Source organism: Enterobacter cloacae complex sp. 370H10, from assembly GCF_050031535.1.
Classification (GTDB): Bacteria; Pseudomonadota; Gammaproteobacteria; order Enterobacterales; family Enterobacteriaceae; genus Enterobacter; species Enterobacter intestinihominis.
The window spans coordinates 3,277,826-3,294,162 of the sequence record NZ_JBLGWG010000001.1; the positions used below are offsets into that span (position 1 = coordinate 3,277,826).

Genomic DNA, 16,337 nt, shown 5'->3' on the forward strand with positions numbered 1-16,337 from the left:
CCAGCATTTCTCTTGAGGGTAGAATGGATAATTTCCAGAAAGATATTGATGACAGGGCGAACCTGACCCAGTCCAACCGTTTTGAACTGTTGCTGTTCCGTCTTGGCACCTCTCTGAACGAAAATAAATCCGAGCTGTTCGGCATCAACGTGTTCAAACTGCGCGAAATTGTGCCGATGCCGACCTTCACCAAACCAGCGGGAATGAAGTCTCCGCTGATGGGGATGGTAAATATTCGCGACCAGGTGATCCCGGTGATCGATCTGGCCGCCGTCGCCGGCTGCAAGCCAGCCACCGGGCTAAACATTTTGCTGATCACCGAATATGCCCGCAGCGTGCAGGCGTTTGCCGTGGAATCGGTGGAGAATATCATGCGTCTCGACTGGAAGCAGGTGCACGCCGCGGAAACCGCCGTCAGCGGTCGCTACATCACCAGCATTGCCTGTCTGGACGATAAGACCGATACCAACGATCTGGCAATGGTGCTCGACGTGGAGCAGATCCTGTATGACATCACCCCGGCGAACCACGATCTGCACGCCACCCATCTGGAAACCACCAAATTCAACATCAAGCCTGGCTCTGTCGCGATTGTTGCTGAAGACTCGAAAGTAGCGCGCTCAATGCTGGAGAAGGGATTGCGGGCAATGGAGATCCCGGCTCAGCTGCATATCACCGGCAAAGACGCATGGGAGAAAATCACTCAGCTGGCCGCGCAGGCTCAGGCTGAGGGCGTCCCCGTTACCGATAAGATTGCCCTGGTATTAACCGACCTCGAAATGCCGGAGATGGACGGCTTTACGCTGACGCGCAAAATCAAAACTGACCCGGTACTGAAAGATATTCCGGTGGTGATCCACTCGTCTCTTTCCGGCAACGCGAACGAAGATCATATACGCAAAGTGAAGGCTGACGGCTATGTGGCGAAGTTTGAGCTGAATGAGCTGTCGTCGGTGATTGAAGAGGTGCTGGACCGCTCGATGAAGAAGATTGACGGGCCGCTTATAAGCAGGAAGCAGTTAGCTTAGTCGGGTGGCGCTTCGCTTACCCGACCTACAAGACCTGTAGGCCCTGCAAGCGTAGCGCCGTTGGGCAATAAAAAACCCGCCGAGGCGGGTTTTTTGCTTTTACATCAGCGGCATCGCGCGCTGCACAATCTCAATCAGCGGCTGCGGATAGATACCGAAGATTAGCACCAGAAGCGCGGAGATCAGCACCACGATCCCCCCGGCGCTGTACTGCCAGTTGGACGGTGCATCACGGTTGAGCTGCTGAGGCGCGCTCAGGTACAGGCTCACAGCCACACGCAGGTAGTAGTAAAGACCAATCGCGGAGCCGATAACGACACCGGCAGTCAGCCACCACAGACCCGCCTGCACACCGACGGCCAGCACGTAGAACTTACCGATAAAGCCCAGCGTCATCGGGATACCCGCCAGAGAGAGCATCATCACGGTCATTACCGCAGACAGAATCGGACGGTGCCAGAACAGACCACGGTAGGAGAACAGGGAATCTGCATCCGGGCCACGGTACGGGCTGGACATCAGGCTCACCACGCCGAACGCGCCGAGGCTGCTGAACAGGTAACCGGCCAGATACACACCCACGGTTTCCATCGACATCTCACCGCTTTGCAGCGCAATCAGCGCCACCAGCAGGTAGCCCAGATGGGAGATTGAGGAGTAGCCCAGCAGACGCTTAATGTTGGTCTGGCTCAGCGCCATCAGGTTACCGAAGATGATGGAAACGAACGCGATAATGCCCAGCACCACGCGAACCGCTTCGCTGTCACCCACCGGGGCGTACAGGAACAGACGCATGACCACGCCAAAGATAGCGATTTTACTCGCCGTCGCCAGGAAGGTAGAGACCGGCGCTGGCGCACCCTGATAAACGTCTGGCGTCCACAGGTGGAACGGCACCAGAGAGAGTTTAAAGCCAAGGCCAACAATCATCATGCCCAGACCCGCCAGCAGCAGCGGCTCGTGCATCATACCGTCGCCGAGGCTCTTACCGAGCGCCAGGAAGGAGAGGTTACCCGTCTGTGCATACAGCAGCGCGATACCGAACAGCAGGAACGACGACGCAGCAGCGGACAAGATGGTGTACTTGATCGCCGCTTCCAGAGAGCGCTTCTGACGGAAAGCGTAACCAATCAGGCCGAACAGCGGCAGTGAGATCAGCTCAATACCGAGGAACAGCGCGGCCATGTGGTTCGCGTTCGCCAGCAGAATGCCGCCGAGCGCGGCAATCAGTACCAGCAGGTAAAACTCTTCTTTGTTGTCGTTGTAACCTTCGAGCCACGGGTACGCAAAGGTACAGGTTGCCAGGCTCGCCAGCAGCACCAGACCGGTGTAGAGCATGGCGTAGCCGTCAACGCGCATCAGCGGCGTGACGTCCATTGCGCCCGCCTGGCCAACAAACCAGAGGGAGACTAACGCAGCGTTCAGACCCAGAACGGACAGGGTCGCATTCAGGAAGTGATTGCGTCGCCACGCAATGGAGAGCATCACAACCACCACCGTCAATCCGACGATCAGCAGCGGTAGCAGCGCGATCAGTTGTTGTGGAGTTATTGTCATGGCGAATTACGGCCTTGTAGTAGAAGCAGAATTAACAAACCACTGCTGGATGTTACCCATCGCGGAGTGCGAGGTATCCAGAATCGGCTGCGGATAGAAGCCCAGCAGCACCAGCAGTACGACCAGCAGCAGGATGATGGACAGCTCACGCAGCGACATCCCCGGCAGTTCTTTAGCAGCAATTTCGCTCTTCGCTTTACCGAAGTAGGCGCGGTGCAGCATCGCCAGCGAGTACACGGAGGCGAACACCAGACCAAAGGTGGAGATGACGGTAATCATCGGAACCACTTTGAAGCTGCCGAACAGAATCATAAATTCGCCAACGAAGTTACCGGTACCTGGCATACCCAGGGTGGCAACCGCGAAGAACATGGAGAGTGCAGGCAGCCATTTCATTTTGCCCCACAGGCCGCCCATCATACGCATGTCGCGGGTATGCAGACGTTCGTACAGCTGACCGCACAGGATGAAGAGACCGGCTGCGGACAGACCGTGCGCAATCATCTGGATCACCGCGCCCTGGTACGCCAGCTGGCTACCGGTGTAGATGGCAATCAGTACGAAGCCCATGTGGGAAACGGAGGTGTAAGCAATCAGACGTTTGATGTCGTACTGCGTGAAGGCCATCCATGCACCGTAGAAGATACCGATCACGCCAAGCCACATGGCAATCGGCGCAAACTCTGCGGAGGCGTTCGGGAACAGCGGCAGGGAGAAACGCAGCAGACCGTAGGCCGCCGTTTTCAGCAAGATACCCGCCAGGTCAACGGAACCCGCCGTTGGCGCCTGAGAGTGCGCGTCCGGCAGCCAGCCGTGCAGCGGAACCACCGGCATTTTCACCGCGAAGGCGATGAAGAAGCCGAGCATCAGCAGGTATTCCACACCGTGGGACATCGGGGTCTTCAGCAGATCTTCATAGTTGAAGGTCCAGACGCCGGTGGCGTTGTAATGCACAAACACCAGCGCCAGGATGGCAATCAACATCACCAGACCACTCGCCTGGGTGTAGATGAAGAACTTGGTGGCCGCCGTGATACGCGTTTTACCGTCGGATGCCTTGTGGCCCCACAGCGCGATCAGGAAGTACATCGGCACCAGCATCATCTCCCAGAAGAAGAAGAACAGGAACATGTCGATGGCCAGGAACACGCCGATAACGCCGCCCAGGATCCACATCAGGTTCAGGTGGAAGAAGCCCTGGTATTTTTCGATTTCTCGCCAGGAGCAGAGTACCGCCAGAACGCCGAGCAGACCGGTCAGCACGACCATCAGCAGCGACAGACCGTCAATCGCAAGGTGGATCGTGATACCGAAACGTGGGATCCACGGCAGAATGAACTCAGATTGCCACTGCGGAAGGCCCGCAGACTGGGTCAATGAGTAGCCACCCTGCAACCACAGTTGCAGGCCAAGCGCGAGCGTCAATCCCATGGTGATCAGCGCGATCCAGCGCGGCATCTTCACGCCAAAGCGTTCAGTCTGCCAGCACAGGAAGCCGCCGATGAAGGGAATTAATATTAGCCAGGGTAATAACATGGCGATTTTTATTCCTTGTTAAAGTCCCTCAGGGACCGATTTTCAACGAATTCGACAAAATTCACGTGTTAGTGCGGTTTGTGGTGTCGGGTGACGCTCACGCTTACCCGACCTACGGTCTCGTAGGCCCGGTAAGCGCAGCGCCACCGGGCAAAAACCACTATCGCAACACCATCAGCAGCGCCAGCACGACAACCGCACCGATGCTCATGGATGCCACATACCAGCGCAGATAGCCGTTCTCGCTGTACAGCAGGCCTTTACCTGCAAAGCGAGAGAGGATCGCCGGGATATTCATCAGGCTGTTCAGCGGATCGCGCTTCAACAGCCACGCAATGCCCAGGAACGGCTTCACGAAGATCATGTCGTACAGCCAGTCGAAGCCCCATGCGTTGTACCACCAGGTGCCCAGCAGACGGCCCGGCGCGCTGTTGGCAACGGCAGTCACCAGCGTGCGTTTGCCCAGCCACAGCCATGCGGCAATCAGGATACCCGCGATAGCCACAACGCCGGAGGTGATTTCAAGCGTCAGAACGCGACCGTGCTCAAGCTCGGTTGTTGCCGGCAGTACGCCCTGCAACGGTGGCACAATCATCGCGCCAACGAAGGTGGAGAGTACCAGCAGCACAATCAGCGGCAGGTGGTGGGTAATCCCCTTCCCTGCGTGGGCGTGAATTTGTTCTTTACCGTGGAAGACGATGAAAATCATACGGAAGGTGTACAGGGAGGTCATAAACGCACCGACCAGACCCGCAACCATCAGATTGATATGACCATTCGCCATGGCGCCCGCCAGGATTTCATCCTTACTGAAGAAGCCTGCGGTAATCAGCGGCAGTGCCGCCAGCGCCGCGCCGCCTACCAGGAAGCAGATATAGACCAGCGGGATGGACTTACGCAGTCCGCCCATTTTGAAGATATTCTGCTCGTGGTGGCAGGCCAGGATCACCGAACCGGATGAGAGGAAAAGCAGCGCTTTAAAGAACGCGTGCGTCATCAGGTGGAAAATGGCTGCGTCCCACGCCTGAACGCCCAGCGCCAGGAACATGTAACCAATCTGGCTCATGGTGGAGTACGCGAGAACGCGTTTGATGTCGGTCTGCACCAGTGCGGCAAAGCCTGCCAGCACCAGCGTAACCGCACCGACGATACCCACCAGATGCAGAATTTCCGGGGTCATCAGGAACAGGCCATGGGTACGCGCAATCAGGTAGACACCGGCGGTGACCATGGTCGCGGCGTGGATCAGCGCGGAGACAGGGGTTGGACCCGCCATCGCGTCGGCAAGCCATGTCTGCAACGGCAGCTGTGCGGATTTACCCACAGCACCACCCAGCAGCATCAGCGTTGCCCACCACAGCATGTTGTTGCCTGCTTCGAAGTGCGCTGGCGCCAGTTCCACCATTTCGCGGAAGTTCAGCGTGCCCAGTTCGTTGTAGAGAATGAACAGCGCGAAAGCGAGGAAGACGTCACCCACACGGGTCACGACGAACGCTTTCATGGCCGCTGCGCCATTCTTCGGATCGGTGTAGTAGAAACCGATCAGCAGGTAAGAGCACAGACCCACGCCTTCCCAGCCCAGATACATCAGCAGCAGGTTATCGGCCAGCACCAGAACCACCATGCTGGCGATAAACAGGTTGGTGTAGGCGAAGAAGCGGGAGTATCCCTCTTCACCGCGCATATACCAGGAGGCGAACATGTGGATCAGGAAGCCCACGCCGGTGACCACGGAGAGCATGGTCAGAGACAGACCATCCAGCACCAGATTGAAACCGATGTTGAAGTTACCGACCGACATCCAGTTCCACAGCGGCACGCTGTAGGCCTGACGTCCATTGTTAAAGAAATCGATACCCGCATACGCTGTCACCAGCGCAGCCAGACCGATTGAGCCAATGCCCACGGTGGCAGACAGATTCTCAGACCAGCGGCCGCGAGAAAATGCCAGCAGCACGAAGCCAATCAGCGGAAAAATAATGGTTAAGGCAAGCATGTTCATCCACGCAACTCACTTACTGAATCGATGTTCAGGTTCTGGCGGCGACGATGGAGCTGCAGCAACAGCGCCAGGCCAATACTCGCTTCGGCAGCCGCGAGGCTGATGGCGAGAATGTACATCACCTGACCGTCGGCCTGGCCCCAGTAGCTACCGGCGACCACAAAGGCCAGCGCGGAAGCGTTGATCATGATTTCCAGACCGATCAGCATAAACAGCAGATTGCGGCGGATAACCAGACCGGTTAAGCCCAGAACGAACAAAATCGCAGCGAGGATCAGTCCATGTGTTAAGGGGATCATGCGCGCTCCTCCGTTTTTCTTTTCGCACGGTCATCAGTGCGGTTGCTCAGCACCTCACCAACACGTTCTTCGCGACCGACGTGGAAGGCAACAACCAGGCCCGCCAGCAGCAGCATAGAGGCCAGTTCAACCGCCAGAACGTACGGACCAAACAGCGCAATACCAACAGCCTTGGCGCTGATTGGCGTGCCGTCAATGCCCTGGTCGTTAACGCCCAGAATAGCGTAAACAATCACCACCAGCATGATGGCCGACAAAATTGCCGGGCCAATCCACACCTGCGGTTTTAACCATTGACGTTCCTGCTCAATTTCAGAGCCGCCCAGGTTGAGCATCATCACCACGAACACGAACAGCACCATAATGGCACCCGCGTAGACGATAATTTCCAGCGCACCGGCAAAATGCGCGCCCAGCGCAAAGAACACCCCGGAAATAGCCAGCAGCGAAATGATTAAATACAGCAGCGCATGCACCGGATTGGTGTGCGTGATCACTCGCAGCGTAGCCAGGATGGCGATAAGGCCACAGATATAAAAAGCGAATTCCATTGCCCTCTCCTTACGGTAACAGGCTCTTGACGTCGATAGGCTTAGCTTCGTTCTCTGCTTCGCCCTTATCTTTGCCGTCGATTGCCATACCCGCCATCCGGTAGAAGTTATATTCCGGGTATTTGCCCGGACCGGAAATCAGCAGATCCTCTTTCTCGTACACCAGGTCCTGACGCTTGTACTCACCCAGCTCGAAGTCTGGAGTCAGCTGAATCGCCGTGGTTGGGCACGCTTCTTCACACAGACCGCAGAAAATGCAGCGTGAGAAGTTGATGCGGAAGAACTCAGGGTACCAGCGGCCGTCTACCGTCTCGGCTTTCTGCAGAGAGATACAGCCTACCGGACACGCTACCGCACACAGGTTACAGGCTACGCAGCGCTCGGAACCGTCCGGGTCGCGCGTCAGCACGATACGGCCACGGTAGCGCGGCGGCAGATATACCGGCTCTTCCGGATACATCCGGGTTTCGCGTTTGGCAAACGCGTGCAGGCCGATCATCCAGATACTGCGTACCTGGGTGCCAAAGCCTACGAGTAATTCTTTTAAGGTCATGATCTCAAAGCCCCTTATGGCTGCTGCCAGAGAATGACAGCCGCCGTTACCAACAAGTTGACGAGCGTCAGCGGCAGGCACACTTTCCAGCCGAAGGACATTACCTGGTCATAACGCGGACGCGGTAAGGACGCACGAATCAAAATGAACATCATCATGAAGAACGCGGTTTTCAGCGCGAACCAGATGAACGGCGGTAAGAACGGGCCATGCCAGCCACCAAAGAACAGCGTTACCATCAACGCGGAAATGGTGACGATACCGATGTACTCGCCCACGAAGAACAGACCGAATTTCATACCGGAATATTCAATGTGGTAACCGTCGGCCAGTTCCTGTTCGGCTTCTGGCTGGTCAAACGGGTGACGGTGACACACCGCCACGCCCGCGATAGCAAAGGTCACAAAACCAAAGAACTGCGGGATAACGTTCCAGATGTCGGCCTGGTTGTTGACGATGTCGGTCATGTTGAATGAACCGGCCTGCGCCACCACGCCCATCAGGGAGAGCCCCAGGAACACTTCGTAGCTCAGCGTCTGCGCGGAAGCACGCATCGCACCCAGCAGCGAGTATTTGTTGTTACTGGACCAGCCTGCGAACAGCACCGCGTACACCGCGAGGCCTGCCATCATCAGGAAGAACAGAATGCCGATGTTCAGGTCAGCCACCACCCAGGTCGGGCTGACGGGAACGATAGCAAACGCCAGCAGCAACGAGGTAAAGGCGATCATCGGCGCCAGCGTAAAGATCACGCGGTCCGAGAAGCGCGGAACCCAGTCCTCTTTAAAGAACATCTTGATCATGTCCGCCACCAGCTGGAGTGAACCACCCCAGCCCACGCGGTTCGGTCCGTAACGGTTCTGGAACAGACCGAGCAGACGACGTTCACCAAAGCTCATGAACGCGCCGCAGGTGACGACCACCAGCAGAATGACGACCGCTTTCAGAATGCTCAGCAGGATGTCGATAAGATCCGGCGTTAACCAACTCATGCTTTTGCCTCCTGAAGGTTATCAAGATGCGCACCCGCCAGGACCGGCGCGATGCCAGGCATACCCATCGGCAGACCCACCTGCCCTGCTGACAGGCTTTCAGAAATAATCAGCGGCAGGCTGATTGTCTGGCCGTCGTAGCTAAAGGCAATGTTCGCACCCGCGTTAACGCCAAGCTTCGCGGCATCCGCCGGGTTGAGCTTGATGTACGGCTGCGGCATACGCTGCTGGAATACCGGAGAACGCTGGGACATTTCGTCGCTACCGAACAGATGGTAGTACGGCGCAATACGCCAGTGGCCTTCCTGTGCCTGGAAACGTTCCGGAACGGTAGAGAAGAAGTCCAGACCGGTTTCGGAGGCTTCAATCAGACGCACGCCCGGATCGCCGTGGCGCAGATGACCACCCACTTCAGCCTGGAATTTGTTCCATGCCTGCGGGGAGTTCCAGCCCGGTGCCCATGCAAATGGGATTTGCGAACGCGGCGCAGACGGCTGGTTGTTCCCTTCCATCGAGAAGGCGAACATGGTGTCTTTATCCTGCGGCTGACGCGGTTCGTGCACGCTGATATTGGCACGCATCGCAGTACGACCGCTGTAGCGGTGCGGCTCACGCGCCAGTTTCTGGCCGCGAATACGGAAGCTTGCGTCAGGCGCGGCGTCTTTAATGCCCGCCAGCTGAGGCAGTTTCTCAACAACCGCGTCGATAACGTGGTCGAGCTGCGTCCAGTCCACTTCACGGCTCTGCACGGTGCTGTGCAGAGAGTGCAGCCAGCGCCAGCTTTCCAGCATCACGGTGTTGCTGTCGTAGTAGGCCGGGTCATAAACCTGGAAGAAGCGCTGTGCGCGGCCTTCGTTGTTGATCACCGTCCCGTCGCTTTCTGCGAAGCTTGCAGCAGAGAGCACCAGGTGTGCTTTGTCCATGATCGCGGTGCGCTGATGGTCGATAACCATCACCAGCGGTGCTTTGGAGAGCGCGGCGTCAACGCGAGCGGCGGAAGCGTGGCGATGCAGGTCATTTTCCAGCACTACCACCGCATCAGCAGAACCGGATTCCAGTTCGCTTAACGCTTCTTCCAGCGAGCCGCCGCCAATCATGCCCAGTCCGATGCTGTTCACCGCACGGGCAATCATGGTCACACCGACGTCAGCGCCACGGCCCTTCAGGGCTTTGGCAACGTTCGCTGCGGCCTGAATGATTTCAGCGCTACCGGCGTTGGTACCGGAAATGATCAGTGGTTTTTTCGCCCCCGCCAGCGCCTGAACAATCACGTCGACCTTGTTCTGCAGGTCGCGATCCAGTTCAACGGCCGGCGAGTTGCTGTCCAGCGCGTGGGCAATGGCAAAGCCGAGGCGCGCCTGATCTTCAACCGGTGCGCAGTAGGTCCACGCGGCGATATCGTCCAGACGGGTGTTGTCGACGTTAGTCACAAACAGAGGATGCTTCGCGCGCTGGCCGATGTTGAGGATCGCCGCAATCTGCCAGTCAGCCACTTTCTGCGCCGCTGCCATTTCACGTGCTTTACCCTTCACCGCCTGACGAACCGCCAGAGCCGCGCGTGCGCCGGTCTGCGTCAGGTCTTCCCCGAGCACCAGAACCGCATCATAGGATTCGATTTCGCGCAGCGCAGGCGTGTGTACACCGCCTTCACGCAGCACTTTCAGCACCAGTTGCAGACGTTCCTGCTCGCCATGGGCGATACCGGTATAGAAGTTTTCCGCCCCAACCAGCTCACGCAGCGCGAAGTTGCTTTCGATGCTGGCGCGCGGGGAGCCGATGCCGATCACTTTCTTCGACTGGCGCAGAATATCTGCCGCGCCCTGCATCGCCTGTTCAGCGTTGAGGGTAATGACGTCGTCGCCACGGCGCTGAACCGGCTGACGCGGACGGTCTTTCAGGTTCACATAGCCATAGCCAAAACGACCGCGATCGCAGAGGAAGTAGTGGTTAACGGTACCGTTGTAACGGTTTTCGATACGACGCAGTTCACCGTAACGTTCACCCGGGCTGGTGTTACAGCCGAGGGAGCACTGCTGGCAGATGCTTGGCGCAAACTGCATGTCCCATTTACGGTTGTAACGCTCGGAGTGGGTTTTATCCGTGAACACGCCGGTCGGGCAGATTTCTACCAGGTTACCGGAGAATTCGCTTTCAAGCGTACCGTCTTCCGGACGACCGAAGTAAACGTTGTCATGCGCGCCATACACGCCCAGATCCTGACCGTCTGCATAATCTTTGTAGTAACGCACGCAGCGGTAGCAGGCGATGCAGCGGTTCATTTCGTGAGAGATGAACGGCCCCAGATCCTGATTTCGGTGAGTACGCTTGGTAAAGCGATAGCGACGGAAGCTGTGACCAGTCATGACGGTCATATCCTGAAGGTGGCAGTTACCACCCTCCTCACACACCGGACAGTCGTGTGGGTGGTTGGTCATCAACCACTCCACTACGCTTTCGCGGAACTGTTTGGCTTCTTCGTCATCAATCGAAATAAAAGTGCCTTCGGTGGCTGGCGTCATACAGGACATCACCAGTCGACCACGCGTGTCTTCCGCGTTTTGATATTGCTTCACCGCACACTGGCGGCAAGCACCGACGCTGCCCAGCGCCGGATGCCAGCAAAAGTACGGAATATCGAGGCCAAGAGACAGACAAGCTTCCAGCAGGTTGTCCGCCCCGTTGACTTCGTATTCTTTGCCGTCTACATGAATCGTAGCCATTAGCATGCTTCCAGTTGGCTCGGCCGAAACCGAGCGTTAATCAAAATTCTGTTTTTACCAGCGTGCTTTCAGCAGGTTCGGCTGAATACCATTGATAGAATGGGTATTGCTGAACGGCTGCTTGATGCCTGCTTCGAATTCGTCGCGGAAATATTTAATCGCGCTCTGCAGCGGCTCGACGGCACCCGGTGCGTGGGCACAGAAGGTTTTACCTGGCCCTAAGAATCGACACAGTTGCTCAAGTGTCTCGATATCGCCAGGCTGGCCTTCGCCACGTTCGATAGCGCGCAGGATCTTCACGCTCCACGGCAGACCGTCACGGCATGGTGTACACCAGCCGCAGGACTCGCGGGCGAAGAACTCTTCCAGGTTACGCACCAGGGATACCATGCCGATCTCGTGGTCGACGGCCATCGCCAGCGCGGTACCCAGACGGCTGCCTGCTTTACCAATGCTTTCGAACTCCATTGGCAGGTCAAGGTGGGCTTCGGTTAAGAAGTCTGTCCCTGCCCCACCCGGCTGCCAGGCTTTGAATTTCAGGCCATCGCGCATGCCGCCGGCGTAGTCTTCAAGAATTTCACGTGCGGTGGTGCCGAACGGCAGCTCCCAGACGCCAGGATTCTTCACGCGACCGGAGAAGCCCATCAGCTTGGTACCGGCATCTTTACTTGATGAGATGCCCTGATACCACTCCACGCCGTTCGCAAGGATAGCCGGAACGTTACACAGGGTTTCGACGTTGTTTACACAGGTCGGTTTACCCCACACGCCGGAGCTTGCCGGGAACGGTGGCTTGGAGCGCGGGTTCGCGCGGCGGCCTTCCAGGGAGTTAATCAGCGCGGTTTCTTCACCGCAGATATAACGCCCGGCACCGGTGTGCACGAATAGCTCGAAGTCAAACCCGGTGCCCAGGATGTTTTTACCCAGCAGTCCGGCTTCAGTGGCTTCGGCAATCGCGCGACGCAGGTTTTCAGCCGCTTCGATGTATTCACCGCGCAGGAAGATGTAGCCACGGTACGCTTTCAGCGCGAACGCTGAGATCAGCATGCCTTCCACCAGCAGGTGCGGCAGCTGTTCCATCAGCAGGCGGTCTTTATAGGTACCCGGCTCCATTTCATCGGCGTTACACAGCAGGTAACGGATGTTCATGGATTCATCTTTCGGCATCAGGCTCCACTTCAGACCGGTGGAGAAGCCCGCACCGCCGCGCCCTTTCAGGCCAGACTCTTTCACCGCATTAACGATGTCGTCTGGCGCCATGCCGCCGAGGGCTTTACGCGCACCGGCATAGCCGTTTTTGCTCTGATATTCGTCGAGCCAGACCGGCTGTTTGTCATCGCGCAGACGCCAGGTCAGCGGATGCGTCTCAGCAGTACGAATTACAGTTTTCATTTGTACTGCTCCAGCAGGTCAGGAATCGCTTCCGGCGTCAGATGGCTGTGAGTGTCCTCATCAATCATCATGGTCGGTCCCTTGTCGCAGTTACCCAGGCAGCAGGTTGGCAGCAGGGTAAAGCGTCCGTCGAACGTGGTCTGGCCCGGCTTAATATTAAGTTTCTTCTCAATCGCAGCCTGAATGCCCTGATAACCGGTAATGTGGCAGACAACGCTGTCACAGTAGCGGATCACATGGCGGCCGACCGGCTGACGAAAGATCTGGCTGTAGAACGTGGCTACGCCTTCTACGTCACTCGCCGGAATGCCCAGCACTTTTGCGATCTCATAGATCGCCCCATCCGGCACCCAACCACGCTGTTTCTGTACGATTTTCAGCGCTTCAATGGACGCCGCACGCGGGTCTTCGTAGTGGTGCATCTCGTGCTCAATGGCGGCACGCTCTGCTTCACTCAGCTCAAAAGCCTCGGTTTGTGGTTGTTGATTCTCGTGCATAATTAGCGGTCCACATCTGACATAACAAAATCGATACTACCCAGATACACAATCAGGTCGGAGACCAGACTGCCGCGAATGGCGGCCGGGATCTGCTGCAGGTGCGCAAAGCTTGGCGTACGCACGCGGGTACGGTAGCTCATGGTGCTGCCGTCGCTGGTGAGGTAGTAGCTGTTGATACCCTTGGTCGCTTCAATCATCTGGAAGGATTCTTGTGCCGGCATGACCGGGCCCCAGGAAACCTGCAAGAAGTGGGTGATCAGGGTTTCGATATGTTGCAGCGTGCGCTCTTTCGGTGGCGGCGTCGTCAGCGGGTGATCCGCCTTGAACGGGCCTTCCGGCATGTTGTTGAGGCACTGCTCAAGGATGCGCAGGCTCTGGCGCAGCTCTTCCACTTTCAGCATCACGCGGGTGTAGCAGTCGGAAACGCCGCCGCCAACCGGGACTTCAAAGTCGAAGTTCTCGTAGCCAGAGTAAGGACGGGCTTTACGCACGTCGAAATCAATACCGGTTGCGCGCAGGCCAGCACCTGTGGTTCCCCACTCCAGCGCCTCTTTCGCCCCGTAGGCAGCAACGCCCTGGGAGCGGCCTTTCAGGATGGAGTTACGCAGCGCGGCTTTCTCGTAAGACGCCAGACGTTTCGGCATCCAGTCGAGGAATTCACGCAGCAGGCGGTCCCAGCCGCGCGGCAGATCGTGCGCCACGCCGCCGATGCGGAACCAGGCCGGGTGCATACGGAAACCGGTAATCGCTTCCACCAGATCGTAGATTTTCTGACGGTCGGTAAAGGCGAAGAAGACCGGCGTCATCGCGCCGACGTCCTGAATGAACGTGGAGATGTACAGCAGGTGGCTGTTAATACGGAACAGTTCAGACAGCATCACGCGAATCACATTAACGCGATCCGGGACGGTGATGCCTGCCAGTTTCTCAACAGCCAGCACGTATGGCATCTCGTTTACGCAGCCGCCGAGGTATTCGATACGGTCGGTATACGGAATGTAGCTGTGCCAGGACTGACGCTCGCCCATCTTCTCGGCACCACGGTGGTGGTAGCCAATGTCAGGCACGCAGTCGACAATCTCTTCGCCGTCAAGCTGAAGAATAATACGGAATGCACCGTGCGCAGACGGGTGGTTTGGACCGAGGTTAAGGAACATGAAGTCCTCGTTTTCGGTGCCGCGCTTCATGCCCCAGTCTTCCGGCTTGAAGGTCAGCGCTTCCATCTCCAGATCCTGCTTGGCTTTGGTCAGCTCAAACGGGTCGAATTCGGTGGCGCGTGCCGGGTAGTCTTTACGCAGCGGGTGGCCGGTCCAGGTCTGCGGCATCATGATGCGCGTCAGATGGGGGTGGCCGTCGAAGGTCATGCCGAACATTTCCCAGGTTTCACGCTCGTACCAGTTAGCGTTTGGGAAAAGTTTGGTGATCGTCGGCAGATGCATGTCGTTTTCAGACAATGCCACCTTGAGCATGATATCCGTGTTGCGGTCTATTGAGATCAGGTGGTAGAAAACGGAAAAATCCGCAGCAGGGAGACCCTGGCGGTGCGTTCTCAGACGTTCATCCATGCCGTGTAAGTCAAACAGCATGACGTAAGGTTTTGGCAATTTCTTGAGGAAATCGACAACTTCCAGTAATTGCTCACGCTTCACCCAAACAACGGGTACCCCGGTGCGGGTGGCCTGAACAGTAAAGGCATCCGGCCCAAAACGGTTGCGCAGTTCGCCAATGACGGGGTCATCGAGATGATCCCGGGTCTGCCAGGCGGCTTCTTGCGCGGTTAAGTCGGTCATATTGTTCACCATTGCAAATGGTCCGTGGTGACTGTTAAGCCTGGCTTCGCGCTATTTGAGTAGTGATATGCGAAGGTGTTCTCCAGGCCCACAGGCGCAAATTAAATTTCGTCAGGCGTACGCAGGTTGGTGACGGCAATACGTTCACCACGTTTACGCTCGCGCTCAGACTGCATGTTCGCGCGATAGACACCTTGATCGCCAACAACCCAGGAGAGCGGACGGCGTTCTTTACCGATTGACTCCTGCAGCAGCATCAGCGCCTGCATATAGGCCTCTGGACGCGGCGGGCAGCCCGGGATGTACACATCCACCGGAATGAACTTATCAACGCCCTGCACAACGGAATAAATGTCGTACATACCGCCGGAGTTTGCACATGCGCCCATGGAGATTACCCATTTTGGCTCCAGCATCTGGTCATAAAGACGCTGAATAACCGGTGCCATCTTGGTAAAGCAGGTCCCGGCCACCACCATCAGGTCAGCCTGACGTGGAGAAGCACGCAGTACCTCGGCCCCAAAACGCGCAACGTCATGCACCGCAGTGAATGACGTCACCATTTCAACGTAGCAGCAAGAAAGGCCAAAGTTGTATGGCCAGATGGAGTTCTTACGACCCCAGTTGACCATATCGTGCATGGCATGTTCGAGTTTGCCCATGTACACGCTTTTGTTGACTTCTTGCTCCAGGGGGTCGGTAACGATCTCCTGTTTTTGCAGGGGGTAACGGTCATTCTCACCGTTAGGATCTATGCGGGTGAGCGTATAATCCATCTTATTGCCTCGCTGTTACTGCTGACGATTAGAGATACTGTTTTCCGGGTTGATGTGTTCACGGCGTGAACGCACAGGTGTCCAGTCCAGCGCGCCAATACGCACCAGATAAACCAGACCGGCCAGTAACACTAAAATGAAAATTGCGGCCTCGACAAAGCCCACCCAACCACTTTCGCGAATGGAGGTAGACCACGCGAAGAGGTAAAGCGCTTCCACGTCGAAAATGACGAAGAACATGGCTACCAGGTAGAACTTGGCAGACAGGCGTAAGCGAGCGGTACCTACTGAATCAATACCTGATTCGAAAGGTGTGTTTTTGTGCCTTGCGCGGGCGCGACCGCCCAGGAACCAGCCGCCGACTAACATCAGGCAGCACAGGCCAATGGCTACAATAAGAAAGATTGCGAATGCCCAGTGATGAGCGATGACTTCTGTGGATGTTGACATACTCATTGCTTACTCATCAAAAGTGATACCGACGACACTGCTCTTGCTGGCAGATGGGCATCACATCGATTCATGGGGAGGAACAAAATAACCTTACACTAACTGTCAGAAATGAGACATAGACAGCAAAATGATGGGGTTTTTTACTCCTTTCTATAACCTTTTGTCAACTTTAACAAAGGTTTCTTCAC

General features: G+C 56.7%; 14 protein-coding genes. 1 reads left to right on the forward strand and 13 read right to left on the reverse strand.

Features of this window, described 5'->3' with window-relative positions; all coding sequences use genetic code 11:
• Positions 1 to 23: 23 nt before the first annotated feature.
• Positions 24 to 1,028, forward strand: coding sequence for a chemotaxis protein (locus tag ACQG2Q_RS16145; protein WP_063849963.1), 1,005 nt, complete (start codon positions 24 to 26; stop codon positions 1,026 to 1,028).
• A 99-nt stretch (positions 1,029 to 1,127) separates the two neighbouring features.
• On the opposite strand, the gene nuoN is transcribed toward ACQG2Q_RS16145, so the two are convergent.
• The 13 genes from nuoN to nuoA all read right to left on the reverse strand — a co-directional run bounded on the left by nuoN (position 1,128) and on the right by nuoA (position 16,152).
• Positions 1,128 to 2,585, reverse strand: a complete 1,458-nt coding sequence (gene nuoN / locus ACQG2Q_RS16150; RefSeq protein WP_022648825.1) for an NADH-quinone oxidoreductase subunit NuoN — start codon at positions 2,583 to 2,585, stop codon at positions 1,128 to 1,130.
• Between the two features lie 6 nt (positions 2,586 to 2,591).
• Positions 2,592 to 4,121 (reverse strand): NADH-quinone oxidoreductase subunit M, encoded by a 1,530-nt coding sequence (gene nuoM / locus ACQG2Q_RS16155; RefSeq protein ID WP_023300624.1) that lies wholly within the window; start codon positions 4,119 to 4,121, stop codon positions 2,592 to 2,594.
• A 160-nt stretch (positions 4,122 to 4,281) separates the two neighbouring features.
• Entirely contained in the window at positions 4,282 to 6,123 is a 1,842-nt protein-coding gene (nuoL, locus tag ACQG2Q_RS16160; RefSeq protein WP_023300625.1) for an NADH-quinone oxidoreductase subunit L, read from the reverse strand.
• A complete protein-coding gene (gene nuoK, locus ACQG2Q_RS16165; protein ID WP_006176506.1) occupies positions 6,120 to 6,422 on the reverse strand; it encodes an NADH-quinone oxidoreductase subunit NuoK in 303 nt (100 codons plus the stop codon). Before nuoK ends, nuoL begins: the two co-directional genes overlap by 4 nt.
• A complete protein-coding gene (gene nuoJ / locus ACQG2Q_RS16170; protein ID WP_006176507.1) occupies positions 6,419 to 6,973 on the reverse strand; it encodes an NADH-quinone oxidoreductase subunit J in 555 nt (184 codons plus the stop codon). Before nuoJ ends, nuoK begins: the two co-directional genes overlap by 4 nt.
• A gap of 10 nt (positions 6,974 to 6,983) precedes the next feature.
• On the reverse strand, positions 6,984 to 7,526 hold the full coding sequence (gene nuoI / locus ACQG2Q_RS16175; RefSeq protein WP_003861491.1) for an NADH-quinone oxidoreductase subunit NuoI: 543 nt from the start codon (positions 7,524 to 7,526) through the stop codon (positions 6,984 to 6,986).
• 14 nt (positions 7,527 to 7,540) lie between these two features.
• Entirely contained in the window at positions 7,541 to 8,518 is a 978-nt protein-coding gene (gene nuoH / locus ACQG2Q_RS16180) for an NADH-quinone oxidoreductase subunit NuoH (protein ID WP_022648828.1), read from the reverse strand.
• On the reverse strand, positions 8,515 to 11,238 hold the full coding sequence (gene nuoG / locus ACQG2Q_RS16185; protein ID WP_058677681.1) for an NADH-quinone oxidoreductase subunit NuoG: 2,724 nt from the start codon (positions 11,236 to 11,238) through the stop codon (positions 8,515 to 8,517). Before nuoG ends, nuoH begins: the two co-directional genes overlap by 4 nt.
• A gap of 54 nt (positions 11,239 to 11,292) precedes the next feature.
• A complete protein-coding gene (gene nuoF / locus ACQG2Q_RS16190; protein ID WP_003861487.1) occupies positions 11,293 to 12,630 on the reverse strand; it encodes an NADH-quinone oxidoreductase subunit NuoF in 1,338 nt (445 codons plus the stop codon).
• Positions 12,627 to 13,127 carry an NADH-quinone oxidoreductase subunit NuoE gene (nuoE, locus tag ACQG2Q_RS16195; RefSeq protein ID WP_006176513.1) on the reverse strand — a complete coding sequence of 167 codons (501 nt, stop codon included), beginning with the start codon at positions 13,125 to 13,127 and terminating at the stop codon, positions 12,627 to 12,629. Before nuoE ends, nuoF begins: the two co-directional genes overlap by 4 nt.
• A 2-nt stretch (positions 13,128 to 13,129) precedes the next feature.
• Positions 13,130 to 14,932: an NADH-quinone oxidoreductase subunit C/D gene (gene nuoC / locus ACQG2Q_RS16200; protein ID WP_003861484.1), complete on the reverse strand. Its 1,803-nt coding sequence runs from the start codon at positions 14,930 to 14,932 to the stop codon at positions 13,130 to 13,132.
• Positions 14,933 to 15,021: 89 nt separating this feature from the next.
• On the reverse strand, positions 15,022 to 15,696 hold the full coding sequence (gene nuoB, locus ACQG2Q_RS16205) for an NADH-quinone oxidoreductase subunit NuoB (RefSeq protein WP_003861482.1): 675 nt from the start codon (positions 15,694 to 15,696) through the stop codon (positions 15,022 to 15,024).
• 15 nt (positions 15,697 to 15,711) lie between these two features.
• A complete protein-coding gene (gene nuoA / locus ACQG2Q_RS16210) occupies positions 15,712 to 16,152 on the reverse strand; it encodes an NADH-quinone oxidoreductase subunit NuoA (protein ID WP_003861475.1) in 441 nt (146 codons plus the stop codon).
• Positions 16,153 to 16,337: the final 185 nt, after the last annotated feature.